A 14,162-nucleotide genomic window follows, 5' to 3' on the forward strand; every position below is an offset into this window, starting at 1 on the left:
CGTCGGCACTGCGGCGTTAAAAACAGGCTCTGCAAGCCGCTTGCGGCTAAGGCGCTTTAGCGCGGCCCGCAGGGCGAGCGAAGCGAGTACTGCTCATTTACAGCTCGTAAAGTCGAGCGCGACTCCGACCGGTACTCGCCTGTTTTTGCGAGGCCGCTTAGGCTTTGCATTGCTCTAGCTCGCGAGACGCTGAACAGGCTCTTAGCATCGGGCCTCGGTTTCGCGCAGCAGCAGGCTCAGCAACTGCGGCGGCTGGTGCACCAGACCGTTGGGCGTTTCGCAGACGCGCTGCACGAAGTTGTCGGTGAACAGCAATTTGCCGTGCACGAAGTACTCGTTGGGGCGCAAGTTGGGGTTGTGGATGCGCGTGCCGAGGCGCGCGGCCAGCCATTTTCCGGCTTCGTAATGGCTGATCCAGCGTTCGGCCGACAGGCTCGCCATGGTCTCGGCCTTGGCCTCGCGGCCGATGACGATAACCGGCACGTCGCTGACTTGCGGCACCAGGTCGTTATGGCCCCAGTGACCGCCCTCACCGAGGCGCTGGCCATGGTCACCAGTGATGATCAGGTAGCGCTCGCCCTCCAGGCGGTCGAAGTCGGCGATCACCTCGGCCAGCAGGCCGTCCAGGTAATGCACCGAGTTGTCGTAGGCGTTGCTCTGGCCATCGGGCCCCTGGTCAGCCCAGGGCGCCGGGGTCTTTTCATGGCGGTAGTTCTGCGCGTAGGGCAGGTGCGCGGTACGCAGGTTGAGCACCACGAAGTTACGCTCGGCCCAGCGCTGCGCGTCGAGCACGTCGAGCAGGGCGCGATCCTGTTGTTTGAGGAAGCGCACCGGGTGGTCTTCGCGAGTGATCGATACGTCCAGGTAACGGCTGCCCAGGTTGGCCAGCAGCTTGGATTCCTGGGAGGAAATCCAGTGGGTGCGAAAGCCCGCCTGTTTGGCGAAGCGGAACAGGTTGATATCGCCGGTGCGCAGCAGTGCATCCTTGCCGGGCTCGCGAATCGGGTTGATCAGGTAGGGCAGACTGACGTCGGTGGCCACGCCGGCAGCAATGCCGGGGCGCACGAAGGCGCTGGGATGCTCGCGCAGGTAGGCGGCCAGTTTAGGCGTGGTGTCGCGGCCATAGCCAAACACGCCAAGACGATCACTGCGCAACGAGTCGGCGACCACCAGCCAGACGTGTTTGGCTTCGCTGATGTTGGGGCTCAGTGTATATGGCGCGAAGGGCGCAGGCGGCAGCTCGACTTCCGGCTTGAACGCCAGGTGCACGGCCCAGGCGGAGAATACGTTGAGGTTGTTGTGCAGCGCGCTGCGGCTGGGGCTGGCAGCGAACGAGTCGAGGTTGCGGTAGGTGGCGCGATAGGGTTTGGAGAGCAGCACCACGGCGATCAGCAGCAACGCCCAGCGGCTCTGTGGCAGGTTCACACGGCCGGGCAAGCGCCAGTGCAGAGCCAGCAGCAGGCCATAAGGAATGCCCACGCAGAGCAACACCGGCCAGTGCGCGGCCAGGCTGTGCGCAGCGGTCTCGTGCACCTCGCCAGGTTCATTGACCAACGACTGGATATCGATGGCGGTCAGCGGTTCGCCAAAGAAGCTGATGTTGGCCAGCTGCATCAGTTGCATTACCGCGAACAGCGTCAGGATGATCATGCTCAGCGGGCGCAGGTTGCACAGCCACAATCCCAGGCTGAACAGCCACAGCACGACCACGTAGCCCGCTTCCAGCTCGGCGTGGTTGTTCGGGGTGAACAGCTGCTGCAGAAAATCATCGGCAAGCAGCAGGGCGCAGCTCAGGGTGGCCAGGACAAGCAGCGACAGCCAGGCGCGCGGGGCGCTGGCACGGCGAGGCGCAAGCAGGGTCAGCATGGGTCGAGTCTCAGCGATGTTCGGACGGAGCGCGGCGTTTGCCGGTGATCATCGACAGCGGCAGATTCTCGCGCAGGTGCAGGCTTTCGATTACTGCCGCGGCCACATGAATGGCCACCAGCGTCGCCAGGCTGTTGGCGGCCCAGGCGTGCAGGGTGAGCGGCCAGTCGGCGCCCCATAGGGCATCGACCTCCTTCATCAGAAAGCCGCTGATGCCGAGGGTGGCGATGGCCGTCATCATCAGCAGCATCACCAGGGCGCCGATCGGCGAGTGGCCGAGGCGGCGGTGGGGTTCGCCCTTGAGCACCAGGCTCAGGTGTTCGCGCAGCCGCGCGCGGGTCGGCCAGAAGTCCGTCCAGCGTGCACTGCGCGGGCCGACGAAGCCCCAGATCAGACGTACGGCGAGCCAGGCGCAGGCGTAGTAGCCGAGCCAGGTATGCCAGTCGTCACCTTCCTCGGTAAAGAAATAGTTGGCGACGAAGACCCCGGCCACCGATATATGGAACAGACGGATCAGGGGATCCCAGAGTCGAATCGTCGCCGCGTTCATCAGTCTTCGATCTCGGTCTTGATGGCCTTGCCGCTAACCGGATCGTGGTAGATCTCGACCTTGCGCTTGTCCTTGTCGAAACCGTAGATCTCGTAGCAGTTACCCTCGGTGATCTTGAACTTGCTGATCTGGTAGCCCTGCTCTTTCAGTTTCTCCTGAAACTGTTCCGGGTTCTGCCAGGTCGAGCGATCGGCGGTGGTACATTCTGTACTGGCCATGGCCAGCGGGCTGCCCAGCAGCAGGGCGAAGAGTGCGACGTAACGCATGGTGAATCTCCTTCTTGGGGTAGTCAGGAGCACCTTGCGGCGCGAAGCTTAGGAAAGTCTTAATGGGCAAAGCTCGGTAACATCTACCCCTGCCCAATGCGCCGCGCGAAGCGCATCATGGCGCCGTTTATGGCTGACGAGGTACGTGCCGTGCGAGTCCTGCTGGTTGAAGATGATCGTGCCTTGGCGCGCGGGATCCGCGTGGCCCTGCGTGGCGAAGGCTATACGCTGGACTGGCTGGAGGATGGTCTCGAAGCTGCCCACGCGCTGCGCAGCGAGCAGTTCGACCTGGTGCTGCTCGATCTCGGCCTGCCGCGGCTCGATGGCATGACCCTGTTGCGCCAGCTGCGCACGCGTAGCGAGAACGCCGTGCCGGTGCTGGTGCTCACCGCCCGCGACGCCATGGATGACCGCATTCAGGGCCTGGACGCCGGCGCCGACGATTACCTGGTCAAGCCCTTCGACCCCGAAGAGCTCAAGGCACGCATCCGCGCCCTGCTGCGGCGCAGCCAGGGCCGCGTGCAGCCGGTGCTGGAATTCGCTGGCGTGACCCTGGATCCGTCCACTCAAGAGGTGCGCTACCAGGGCCACAGTGTGGCGATGACGCCCATGGAATATCAGTTGCTGCACCAGTTGCTGATTCGTCCCGGTGTAGTGGTCACCCGCGAGCGCCTGGCCAATGCACTCTACGGCTGGCAGGAAAGCGGCCCGGGCAACACCCTGGAAGTGCTTATCCATAATCTGCGCCGTAAGCTGTGCAGCGAGCTGATCCGTACGGTACGCGGAGTCGGTTACCTGGTGGAGCAGAAACCATGATTTCCATCCGCACGCGGATTCTAGCGCCAACCATCGCCCTGGTGCTGGCCGGCAGCCTGGCTCTGGTGCTGCTCGCCCTGCGCGACAGCCACCGGCAGACCGAGGCGGTCTATGATGCCCAATTGGTACAGGCCGCGCGCGTGCTGCAGGGCATGCTGCAGCAGCCGGACGGCCGCCCGGTGGATTGGCAGTTCGTCCGTCAGGCGCTGGATGGCGCCCTGAATCGTTCGACCGAGGGTGTGTTCTCTCATCCCTATGAAATCAACCTGGCGTTTCAGGTGTGGGACCGCGACGGCAACTTGCTGGTGCGTTCCGAGCAGGCGCCGCACCTGACGAAACTGCCGCCGCCGGGCATTCACGAATTCTTCTTCAACGATCAGGAATGGTGCGGCGTGCTGCTCGATGACAGCGCCGCTGGCCTGCGTATCTGGGTTGGCGAGCGTGAGGATCTGCGCCAGGACCTGATCCATCAGATTCTTCAGCACACTCTGATGCCCACGCTGATCTGCTTACCGCTGCTGGCGGCCTTCATCTGGTTGCTGCTCGGTTGGGGCCTGCGCCCGCTGCAGCGTTTGGCCCAGCAGTTGCGCGAGCGCCCTGAGCATAGCCTCGAGCCGCTGCCGACAGGACCTCTGCCGCCGGAGCTGGAACCCATGCGCCTGGCTCTGGATGATGTATTGAGCCAGCTGCGTGCGCTGCTTGAACGCGAACGCCGCTTCATCGCCGATGCCGCCCATGAGCTGCGCACACCGCTGGCGATTCTCGAGATTCACGTGCGTAACGCGGCGCTGGCCGAAAGCGTGCAGGAGCGCGAGGAGGCATTGGCATTCCTCAAGCACGGCGTGCAGCGCGCCACTCGTATTGCCAGCCAGCTGCTGACCATGGCGCGCCTGGAAGCGCCGTCGCAGAATCTACAACCGCTGGACCTGACCGCCGTGGTGCGCGAGGAACTTGCCGACCTGGCGCCGCTGGCGATCAACCGGCGGATCGACCTGGCCCTGGAGGCCGAGGAAAAAGCTGTGATTCAGGGCGACCGCGGGTTGATCGTCATCCTGCTGCAGAACCTGGTCAGCAACGCGCTGACCTTCTCGTCACCGGGCAGCGAAGTCAGCGTGCGCGTGAGCCGCGAAGGCGAAGACGTGCACCTGCAGGTCGTCGACCAAGGGCCGGGCGTCGAGGAAGCTCGCCTGCCACGCCTTGGCGAGCGCTTCCATAGCGCCGGCAATCCCCAGGGTGCGGGGCTGGGGCTGGCCATCGTCGGCATGATCGCCCGTCACCTGGGCGGCTCCATCGGCTTCAGCAATGCCAGCCCGCAAGGCTTCAGCGCGGTGGTCAGGTTTCCCGATACGGCGCTTTGATCAGCACTACCCGGGCTGCGCCATTCAGAGCTGCAGCCCGCCGCTTTCCTTGTGCAGTTTGCGCAGATGGTCGCCGAGCTGTTTCAGGTTGGCCTCGTTGGCTTCCAGCTCGGCCAGGCGCTGGGGTTCGAGCAGGCTGCGCACCTCGCCGTCGAGGTCGGCGCTGAGCAGGCTCAGCTGCTGCTGGCGCGTGCGGGTTTCGCTTTCCAGGCGTTGCCATTCTTCCTGCTGCGGCAGGCCGTAACCGCCTTCGAGCAATTCGGCCGGGCGGCTCAGAAAGCCGGTGTTGGCGAGGATCTGCTCCAGCGCGTCACCGGCCTTGTTCAGGCTGGGGTCCTTGGCGGCGCGGCCGGTCAGGTAACGCTGCTTGAGTTCGTCCTGGGAGAGCAGCAACTGGCGACGCATCGCTGCCTGTTCGAGCAGCAGCATGGCGGCGCTGGCGCGCAGGTCGGCCTGCTCGAACCATTGGCGGCGCTGCTCGGATGGCTGTTCGAGCCAGTCCTCTACGCGCTGTTGGCGAATCGGCAGGCGCTGTTGCAGCACCTTGAACATGGCCTGATAGCGGTCGCGGAACGAGTCGAAACGATACCCCAGGCGCAGTGCTTCGCGGGAATCATTCAGCACGCTGCCGTCGGCCAGGTCGCGGGCCTCGAGTACTTCCAGCAGGCCGATGGGGGTGATGCTGTCCAGCGTCTGCAGGCGCGGGTCGGCGGTGCCGCTGCGCAGCAGCTTGAGAGTTTCCACCGCGCAGTTGTTGGAAACGAAGAAGTAGTCGCCGTCGTAGCTCCAGTGCTGCTCGACGGCACGGGCGACCAGCTGCTCCAGGCGCTCGCGCGACAGCTTCAGGGGGACCGAGGCGAGGCTGCGTAGCTCGACCTTGGTGTATTCCTCGATCACCTGGGCCAGGGGCAGCACGAACAGCCGCGACGGGTAGGCTCCAGTCAGGCCGTCCCAGCTCGACAGCTGCACGTCGTTGACGAACGCGCGGTAGGACAGCACCAAGTGCTGGTCCAGGTCCAGCCGGCAATCCGGCCCACGGGGGCGGCCCGGCGCGCAGATCACCAGGCGCAGCATGCTGTGGCCCCAGCGGCTGGCCATGTTCTGGTTGGCCTCGGCGAGCAGGTAATCCACTTCGTAAACGCGCTCGGGGTCGAGGTTGGCCAGCGCCTGCTTGTCGAAATCGCGCCCGGCGTTCAGGTAGGCGTAACCATTGCCGCAGGGCGTTTGCCTGGCTGGCGACCAGCCGAAGTGCTCGCTGAAAAAGCGCGCCAGAGACGGACGGCGGCAGGCGTATTCGGGGTCGAGGAGAAAGTACTCCATGTTCACCGCGACGAACTCGCGCGGGTTGCTCAGCTCGTAGTTGTCCGGGCTGCGGGCGACCTGGCCGTTATGAATGTCACGCTCACCGCGTTTGCCGACGCGTTGCGGCCAGCCGGCCAGGTCGAGCAGGCGCGGATCGTCGCTGAGGGTGAAGCGCCGTTCAGTCTGGCCGCGGCACTCGGGGCGCAGGCCGACCGGGCCCAGGTCGGCGTTCTGGCGCTGGCAGCGGCGCAGCAGGGTGCGCTGCTCGGCGCTCCAGTAGGTGCCACGGTCGTAAAGGTGGGTCACTTCATGCAGCACGGTGGCCAGCAGTTCCTGGCGCACGGTGCCATGGGGGCGGCCGTTGCGGGTGGTCGCCGCGCTGCCGTCGGTAAGGCTGGGCAGCAACGTGGCGTTGAGTTCGACGCCGCTGAGGCGCCCAGCTCGACCGTAATTGTCCGCTGGCATGTCGACCCAGCGCACGGCCACGTCACGGTCCAGCGCTTCGCGCAGGTGCGGCGGCAGGGCAGCATGAGCTTCGTCGAGTAGGGTCTGGCTGGCGTGGCGTTGCTCGGGCGTGAGCCCGGCATCGTCGAGGGCGAATTGCAACTGGGCGTGGCTGGCCGTGCTGACCAGCAGGGTCAGCAGCAGGAGCCAGCCGCGGGCGGTCATCACAGCGCGAGAATGGCTTCTGCGAGTACCTGATCGGAAGCGTTCTGGGCCTCGGGAACCTGGCTGCGCAGCGCGCCGAAGGCGGCTTCGAGCTGGGCGCCAAGGATGTCACCTTCGCTGGCGACGAAGCTGGCAGCGTCGTCACGGGCTTCGATCACCACTTTCATGTCGCGGATCGAGGTGGTGGTGTCCGAGGTGAAGTTGATGGTGCGATCCAGCGCGCGGACGATGATGTTGCTGGTGGCCACCAGGGTCTGGGCCTGTACGGCGCCAGCGAACAGGGCCAGCGAGGCGGTGGCGGCTAACAACGGACGCTTCATGAACGGTCTCCGAATGGGGTTTGATTGGCTGCTTGGACGAGGAACGCCTGCCGCAGTTCCAGTAATGACGAAGGGTTAGTGAGCGAGGATAGCCTGCGCCAGTTGCGCATCGTCGGCCTGCAGGCTCGGCATGCGCTCGCGGATGTGCTGCAGAGCGTTTTCCAGGTGAGCGCCACGCACGGCGCCGGCGCTGGCGACGAAGCTGGCAGCGTCGTCCCTGGCGGCCAGCACGACCTTGTTGTCGACCACCGAAGAGGTCGCGTTGGAGGTGGTGTCGATGGTGGCGGCAAGTGCGTCGACCAGGGTGTCAGTGGTGACCACGAAGCTGCTGGCACTGGCGCCGGTAGCGAGGCCGAACAGACTGACGAAGGCGAGGGTGCGGACGGTGGGCATGGGCTTGGTCTCTACGGCTCACGGAAAGCCGCATTCTAACCGCTCTGCAGCGCGCCGTTGAGAAAGACCTGCACAGTTTGTGTAGCGCTGGTGGCAGTCCGATGACTGTGCCCCTGAAACGACAAAACCCCACAGGCGCTGCATGCCGGTGGGGTTTTGCGGGAGAAGCTCAGCGCGTGCGATTAACGCCAGAACGGCTTGCTCAGCTCGGCGTAACGCTCGCTTTCGCTGATACCGGCGTCGGCCAGCAGGCGAGTGTCGAGGCGTGCCAGCTGGCGGCGGCTGACGATCCGGCGCTGCCACAGGAGCAGGGTGGCCAGGATGTTCAGCGGCAGGCTGGTGGCAGATTTGGACGAGTTGTCGACAAGCAGATCGGAACTGAGGGTACGTTCCATGGCGTGCATCCTTCCGCTTTTGGCGGGATTGGTTAAGTTCTGGTGCCTATTTTCGTCCTCGCGCGGAGTTAGCAGTAGCCACAGCTGAAGTAAATTAGCTGAGTACTAGATAGGTTGCTTTGTAACTGTGATCGTCAATTAGATTGTAACTGTACCGGTGTTTGTTAATTTGCCGTGACTTGAATTGTTTGGCAGTTTTTTACCCTGAAAATAGTCGGATTTTCAGAGGCTTCATTGCGTTACAGTTACGATTGTTCGCTGTAGTTGCTTAGCTATTTATTTTTCCGAGCAGGTTTTTTCGCTATTCATCAGCACTGCTGTGCTTTTTCTCTTGACCTCGAATTGCACCTGAAAGGGGGCGAGACCGCTCTATTTCGCCCCTTTTCGGGTCATTCAACGGCCTTGAGCATTTCCTCGATGACCTTCTTGGCGTCGCCGAACACCATCATGGTCTTGTCCAGATAAAACAGTTCGTTGTCCAGCCCCGCATAGCCGCTGGCCATCGAGCGCTTGTTGACGATGATGGTCTTGGCCTTGAAGGCTTCCAGGATCGGCATGCCGGCAATCGGCGACTTGGGATCGTTCTTCGCCGCCGGGTTGACCACGTCGTTGGCGCCGAGCACCAGCACCACATCGGCCTGACCGAATTCGGCGTTGATGTCTTCCATCTCGAACACCTGGTCGTAAGGCACCTCGGCCTCGGCCAGCAGCACGTTCATGTGGCCGGGCATGCGGCCCGCCACTGGGTGGATCGCGTACTTCACGGTCACGCCCTTGTGCGCCAGCTTCTCGGTCAATTCCTTCAGTGCATGCTGGGCGCGGGCCACGGCCAGGCCGTAGCCGGGCACGATGATCACGCTGTCGGCATTGCCGAGCAGGAACGCGGCATCGTCGGCGGAGCCGGATTTGACAGGGCGTTGCTCGCCGCCGCCTGCCGCCGGGCCGGCATCGGCCGCGCCGCCGAAACCGCCGAGAATGACGTTGAAGAACGAGCGGTTCATCGCCTTGCACATGATGTACGAGAGAATCGCGCCGCTGGAGCCGACCAGGGAGCCGGCGATGATCAGCATCGAATTGTTCAGCGAGAAACCGATACCGGCCGCCGCCCAGCCCGAGTAGCTGTTGAGCATCGACACCACCACGGGCATGTCCGCGCCGCCGATGGGGATGATGATCAGCACACCGATCACGAAGGCCAGGGCTACCAATACGGCGAAGGCCGTGAGATTGCCGGTGAAGGTGAAGTACAGCCCGAGGCCGGCGATGGCCAGGCCGATCAGCAGGTTGATCAGGTGCTGGCCGGCGAACTGTACCGGCGCCCCCTGGAACAGGCGGAATTTGTACTTGCCGGACAGCTTGCCGAAGGCGATCACCGAGCCGGAGAAGGTGATGGCGCCGATGGCCGCACCGAGGAACAGCTCCAGGCGATTGCCGTTGGGAATCGGATCGCTGATCGCGGCAACGATACCCAGGGATTGCGGCTCGACGACGGCCGCGATGGCGATGAACACCGCCGCCAGGCCGATCATGCTGTGCATGAAGGCGACCAGCTCGGGCATCTTGGTCATTTCGACGCGCTTGGCCATGATCGAACCGGCGGTGCCGCCGACCAGCAGGCCGACGATCACGTAGCCGATGCCCTGAACGGCCAGCTCGCTGCCGAGCTTATGGATGAGGCCAAGGGTGGTGAGCACGGCGATGGTCATGCCGATCATGCCGAAGGCGTTGCCGCGCCGCGAGGTGGTCGGGTGCGACAGGCCCTTGAGCGCCTGGATGAAGCACACCGAGGCGACGAGGTAGAGCAGGGTGATCAGGTTCATGCTCATCGCTTACTTCTCCACCGCCGCTTTGGCGGCCTTCTTCTTGAACATTTCCAGCATGCGCCGGGTGACCAGGAAACCACCGAACACGTTGACCGCTGCCAGGGCCACGGCCAGGGTGCCCATGGTCTTGCCCAGCGGGGTGACGGTGAGCGCGGCGGCGAGCATGGCGCCGACGATGACGATCGCCGAAATGGCATTGGTGACCGCCATCAGCGGCGTATGCAGTGCAGGGGTGACGTTCCAGACCACGTGGTAGCCGACGTAGATGGCCAGCACGAAGATGATCAGGTTGTAGATTCCGTCGGAAATCAGATCCATCGCTGTGATCCTTTCTTGTAGTCGTTGGCCTCTCCATAAGGAGAGGAAGGCATCATTTGTTGAGGCGCTTGATCTCGCCGCCCGTGCACATCAGGCAGGCCGCGACGATGTCGTCTTCTAGGTCGAGGTGGAAGACGCCGTCCTTGGTCACCAGTTTGAGGAAATCGAGCAGGTTGCGCGCGTACAGGGCAGAAGCGTCGGCGGCGACCAGGGCGGGCAGGTTGCCGTGGCCGACCAGGGTTACGCCGTGCTTGATCACCACCTTGTCCAGTTCGGTCAGCGGGCAGTTGCCGCCCTGAATGGCGGCCAGGTCGATGACCACGGAGCCGGGCTTCATCTCGGCGACCGTGGCCTGGTGCAGCAACGTTGGCGCCTTGCGGCCGGGAATCAGTGCGGTGGTGATGACGATGTCGGCCTGCTTGGCACGCTCGTGCACGGCCCTGGCCTGGCGTTCCATCCAAGATGCCGGCATCGGCCGGGCGTAACCGCCGACGCCTTCGGCGCACTCGCGCTCCTCGTCGGTTTCGAACGGCACGTCGACGAACTTGGCGCCGAGGGACTCGATCTGCTCCTTCACGGCTGGGCGCACGTCGGAGGCCTCGATCACCGCGCCCAGGCGTTTGGCCGTGGCGATGGCCTGCAGGCCGGCAACGCCAGCGCCGAGGATCAGCACGCGAGCGGCTTTCACCGTGCCCGCGGCGGTCATCAGCATGGGCATGAAGCGCGGGTAGTGGTTGGCCGCCAGCATCACCGCCTTGTAGCCGGCGATGTTGGCCTGGGAGCTGAGTACGTCCAGGCTCTGAGCGCGAGACGTACGCGGGGCCGCTTCCAGGGCGAAGGCGGTGACGCCGGCAGCGTTGAGCCGGGCGATGGTCTCGTTGCTGAACGGGTTGAGCATGCCGACCAACACGGCGCCGCTTTTCATCAAGGCCAACTCGGCGTCGCTGGGGGCGACCACCTTGAGAATCAGCTCGGCGCCGAATGCCGCGGCGGCATCGCCGACGCTGGCACCTGCGGCGGTATAGGCCGCATCGGTAATGCTGGCGGCAATGCCGGCACCGCTCTGAACGGTGACCTGATGGCCTAGGCCGATCAGTTTCTTGATGGTTTCCGGCGTCGCGGCCACCCGCGTTTCGCCTGCCTGGGTTTCGAGGGGAATACCAATGTGCACGCTTGCATCTCCTGCGATCGTTGCAGATTCACCCAGAGGGCGGCAGAGGTAGGGTGTCGACTAAAGTCGTACCGCGGCATTCTGCAAACAGAGCAAGGCGGTAAGCAATATTCATGGAGTAATTATTTTTCATGACTACAAGTTATCGGAGATATTGTTATTTTTCATGCTGAACTATCTCGATAAAAACTGGGCTTTTAGCGGTTAAAATCGGGTTATGTGCAGTTATCGTGAATAAATGTCTGTAAAGATGATTGCTAAACGTTTGTTTGGGTGCGGCGCGATGTCGCACCGTTCAAAATCATTTACAGGTAGGAAAAACGACGTTTTTGAGATTTATGTAGTCGTTTTGTGGGGCCGCTACCCTTGTTCAGCAGATGTCCTCAAGCGCGTCCCTGATTGATCAGGAAGGTCCATGTCGTGGGTCATTGGCGAGAAAGTACGGGACTTAAAGGAGGGGAGAGAGTCGCTGGGAGAGTGCAAGCGCCCGGTGCCGGCCAGGCGGCACCGCGGCGATGAGTGCTGAGCTGGAGTCGCTGATCAGCCGGTACGCCAGGTGATTTCCTGCACGCCATCGGCGCTGATGCGCAGCCATTGGTCGGCCTGCTCGTCGCTCTCGTTCTCGTCCCAGCTGCCGGGAGCACAACGTACTTCCACGTCCAGAGCCGCATATGCCGCCTGGGCGCAGGCGAGGTCGTCTTCCCATGGAGTGGCATCGCTTTCCAGGTACAGGCTGTGCCATTTGCCTACGGCCTTGGGCAGCCAGGTCACCGGAATGTCGCCGGCGCGGCATTGGAACGTCTGGCCCTTCTGCTGCCAGTCCGAGCAGGGGCCCAGTGCCTGGGTCAGCCAGGCGGCCACGGCCTGGTGGTCGGCGTCCTTCAGGTAGATTTCGATATCCGGTTGGCGCATGTGGGTTCTCATCTGGTCGGGGCGTTAGGACGCGTCTCGCTCGATCCAATCGTAGCGGATGGCGACGGTCACTTCGAAGCATTCGGCGATCACCGCTGCGCGGCGCTCGGCACTGGCGCGCCAGCCGTGGGGCGTCATCGCCAGCAGGTCGGCGCGAGCTTGCTCGGTCTCGAGCGGCAGGCGAAAACTCAGGGTTTCGCTGTGTGCCAGGTGCATGCCCTGCGGGATCAGTTCGAGGTGCTTGCTGTCATCGTAGTCGCGCACTTCGTCGTAGAGCTTCTGGCGCAGTTCCATCAGGTGCTCGCGAGTCGGGCCCATGCGCAGCAGGCCACCGCCGGGCGCGAGCAGGCGCTTGGCCTCCTGCCAGTCCAGCGGGCTGAACACGCTGGCCAACAGCCCGCAGCTGGCATCGGCCAAGGGCACGCGGGCCATGCTGGCGATCAACCAGTTCAACTGCGGGGCGCGCTTGCAGGCACGCTTGACCGCTTCGCGGGAAATATCCAGCGCATAGCCGTCGGCATCCGGCAGAGCTTCGGCGATCTGCGCGGTGTAGTAGCCCTCGCCGCAACCGATATCCAGCCAGCGCTGTGGCTGATAGCCAGCGGCCAGGGCTGCCAGGCGCTCGGCCAGCGGCGCATAGTGGCCGGCGCTCAGGAAGCGGCGACGGGCCTCGACCATGGCGGCATTGTCGCCCGGGTCGCGGCTGTTCTTGTGCTGCACCGGCAGCAGGTTCAGGTAGCCCTGGCGTGCGCGGTCGAAACGGTGGTTGGCCGGGCAGGCCACGCCATTGTCGACGGCGGTCAGTGGCGCCTGGCAGATCGGGCAGGCGAGCATCAGGCGAGCAGCTTGACCAGGGTCTGGTAGTAGATCTCGGTGAGTACATCGAGATCGCTGGCCAGCACGCGTTCGTTGACCTGGTGGATGGTCGCGTTGACCGGGCCGAGCTCGACCACCTGGGTGCCCAGGGTGGCGATGAAGCGGCCGTCTGAGGTGCCACCGCTGGTGCTCGGCGTGGTCTCGCGGCCGGTCACGGCCTTGATGCTGGCGGCCACCGCGTCCAGCAGCTCGCCGGGCTCGGTGAGGAACGGCAGGCCGGACAGCGCCCACTCCACGTGGTAGTCCAGGCCGTGCTTGTCGAGGATGGCGTTGACCCGCTGTTGCAGGCCCTCGACGGTGGATTCGGTGGAGAAGCGGAAGTTGAACACCGCCTTCAGTTCACCGGGAATGACGTTGGTCGCGCCGGTGCCGGCATTGAGGTTGGAGACCTGGAAGCTGGTGGGCGGGAAGAAGGCGTTGCCGTCGTCCCAGTGCTCCGCCGCCAGTTCGGCCAGCGCCGGCGCGGCCAGGTGGATCGGATTCTTCGCCAGGTGCGGGTAGGCCACGTGGCCCTGGATGCCACGCACGGTCAGGGTGGCGCCGAGGGAGCCGCGGCGACCGTTCTTCACCACATCACCGACCAGGGTGGTGCTCGACGGCTCGCCGACAATGCACCAGTCCAGCCGCTCGTTGCGCGCGGCCAGGCGTTCGACCACTGCCTTGGTGCCGTGGTGCGCCGGGCCTTCCTCGTCACTGGTGATCAGAAAGGCGATGCGGCCCTTGTGATTCGGGTATTCGGCAACAAAGCGCTCGACGGCGATGATCATCGACGCCAGGCTGCCTTTCATGTCCGCTGCACCGCGGCCGCAGAGCATGCCCTGCTCGTCGATCAGGGCGTCGAACGGGCCGTGCTGCCAGGCCTGAACCGGGCCGGTGGGCACCACGTCGGTATGGCCCGCGAAGCACAGCACCGGGCCCTCGTCATTGCCGTGGCTGGCCCAGAAGTTGTCCACATCCTCGATACGCATCGGCTCGACGGCAAAACCCAGGGCGGCCAGTCGGCGCATCATCAGCTCCTGGCAGCCCTCGTCCAGCGGGGTGACCGAAGGGCGGCGGATCAGGTCGCAGGCGAGTTCGAGGGTGGGGGACAGGGCCGTCATGGGAGCTCCGGTAAAACTGTGCAGGGC

15 protein-coding genes are annotated in these 14,162 nt (G+C 64.1%); 2 read left to right on the forward strand and 13 right to left on the reverse strand.

What is annotated here, in order from left to right; all coding sequences use genetic code 11:
- Window positions 1-201: 201 nt before the first annotated feature.
- Genes FB481_RS01850 through FB481_RS01860 form a run of 3 tightly spaced genes read right to left on the reverse strand, consistent with a single transcriptional unit; the run spans window position 202 to window position 2,682 of the window.
- The gene (locus FB481_RS01850; RefSeq protein ID WP_147174902.1) at window positions 202-1,866 is read right to left on the reverse strand and encodes a phosphoethanolamine transferase; all 1,665 of its coding nucleotides are present in this window, start codon (window positions 1,864-1,866) and stop codon (window positions 202-204) included.
- A 10-nt stretch (window positions 1,867-1,876) separates the two neighbouring features.
- The gene (locus FB481_RS01855) at window positions 1,877-2,416 is read right to left on the reverse strand and encodes a cytochrome b/b6 domain-containing protein (RefSeq protein WP_093503970.1); all 540 of its coding nucleotides are present in this window, start codon (window positions 2,414-2,416) and stop codon (window positions 1,877-1,879) included.
- Window positions 2,416-2,682, reverse strand: coding sequence for a PepSY domain-containing protein (locus FB481_RS01860; protein ID WP_093503968.1), 267 nt, complete (start codon window positions 2,680-2,682; stop codon window positions 2,416-2,418). Before FB481_RS01860 ends, FB481_RS01855 begins: the two co-directional genes overlap by 1 nt.
- Before the next feature lie 150 nt (window positions 2,683-2,832).
- Between FB481_RS01860 and FB481_RS01865 the strand changes: the two genes are divergently transcribed.
- Window positions 2,833-3,498: a response regulator gene (locus FB481_RS01865; RefSeq protein WP_147175036.1), complete on the forward strand. Its 666-nt coding sequence runs from the start codon at window positions 2,833-2,835 to the stop codon at window positions 3,496-3,498.
- On the forward strand, window positions 3,495-4,856 hold the full coding sequence (locus tag FB481_RS01870; protein ID WP_093503966.1) for a sensor histidine kinase: 1,362 nt from the start codon (window positions 3,495-3,497) through the stop codon (window positions 4,854-4,856). Before FB481_RS01865 ends, FB481_RS01870 begins: the two co-directional genes overlap by 4 nt.
- A gap of 24 nt (window positions 4,857-4,880) precedes the next feature.
- Here FB481_RS01870 and FB481_RS01875 read toward each other — a convergent pair whose 3' ends face one another.
- The 10 genes from FB481_RS01875 to dapE form a co-directional block, all read right to left on the reverse strand.
- Window positions 4,881-6,830 (reverse strand): DUF4105 domain-containing protein, encoded by a 1,950-nt coding sequence (locus FB481_RS01875; RefSeq protein ID WP_372239518.1) that lies wholly within the window; start codon window positions 6,828-6,830, stop codon window positions 4,881-4,883.
- The gene (locus tag FB481_RS01880; RefSeq protein ID WP_147174904.1) at window positions 6,827-7,147 is read right to left on the reverse strand and encodes a DUF2388 domain-containing protein; all 321 of its coding nucleotides are present in this window, start codon (window positions 7,145-7,147) and stop codon (window positions 6,827-6,829) included. Before FB481_RS01880 ends, FB481_RS01875 begins: the two co-directional genes overlap by 4 nt.
- Before the next feature lie 75 nt (window positions 7,148-7,222).
- On the reverse strand, window positions 7,223-7,540 hold the full coding sequence (locus tag FB481_RS01885) for a DUF2388 domain-containing protein (RefSeq protein WP_093503959.1): 318 nt from the start codon (window positions 7,538-7,540) through the stop codon (window positions 7,223-7,225).
- Window positions 7,541-7,722: 182 nt separating this feature from the next.
- A complete protein-coding gene (locus FB481_RS01890; protein WP_093503958.1) occupies window positions 7,723-7,935 on the reverse strand; it encodes a DUF1127 domain-containing protein in 213 nt (70 codons plus the stop codon).
- Between the two features lie 389 nt (window positions 7,936-8,324).
- The gene (locus FB481_RS01895) at window positions 8,325-9,761 is read right to left on the reverse strand and encodes an NAD(P)(+) transhydrogenase (Re/Si-specific) subunit beta (RefSeq protein WP_147174905.1); all 1,437 of its coding nucleotides are present in this window, start codon (window positions 9,759-9,761) and stop codon (window positions 8,325-8,327) included.
- 3 nt (window positions 9,762-9,764) lie between these two features.
- Entirely contained in the window at window positions 9,765-10,076 is a 312-nt protein-coding gene (locus FB481_RS01900; RefSeq protein WP_074881214.1) for an NAD(P) transhydrogenase subunit alpha, read from the reverse strand.
- Between the two features lie 52 nt (window positions 10,077-10,128).
- Window positions 10,129-11,247, reverse strand: coding sequence for a Re/Si-specific NAD(P)(+) transhydrogenase subunit alpha (locus FB481_RS01905; RefSeq protein ID WP_147174906.1), 1,119 nt, complete (start codon window positions 11,245-11,247; stop codon window positions 10,129-10,131).
- A gap of 540 nt (window positions 11,248-11,787) precedes the next feature.
- Complete coding sequence (locus FB481_RS01910; protein ID WP_093503952.1) at window positions 11,788-12,159, reverse strand: hypothetical protein; 372 nt, start codon at window positions 12,157-12,159, stop codon at window positions 11,788-11,790.
- Window positions 12,160-12,183: 24 nt separating this feature from the next.
- Window positions 12,184-12,993 carry a putative RNA methyltransferase gene (locus FB481_RS01915; RefSeq protein WP_147174907.1) on the reverse strand — a complete coding sequence of 270 codons (810 nt, stop codon included), beginning with the start codon at window positions 12,991-12,993 and terminating at the stop codon, window positions 12,184-12,186.
- Window positions 12,993-14,135: a succinyl-diaminopimelate desuccinylase gene (gene dapE, locus FB481_RS01920; RefSeq protein WP_147174908.1), complete on the reverse strand. Its 1,143-nt coding sequence runs from the start codon at window positions 14,133-14,135 to the stop codon at window positions 12,993-12,995. Before dapE ends, FB481_RS01915 begins: the two co-directional genes overlap by 1 nt.
- Window positions 14,136-14,162: the final 27 nt, after the last annotated feature.

This window comes from Pseudomonas sp. AG1028, assembly GCF_007993955.1.
Lineage (GTDB): Bacteria > Pseudomonadota > Gammaproteobacteria > Pseudomonadales > Pseudomonadaceae > Aquipseudomonas > Aquipseudomonas straminea.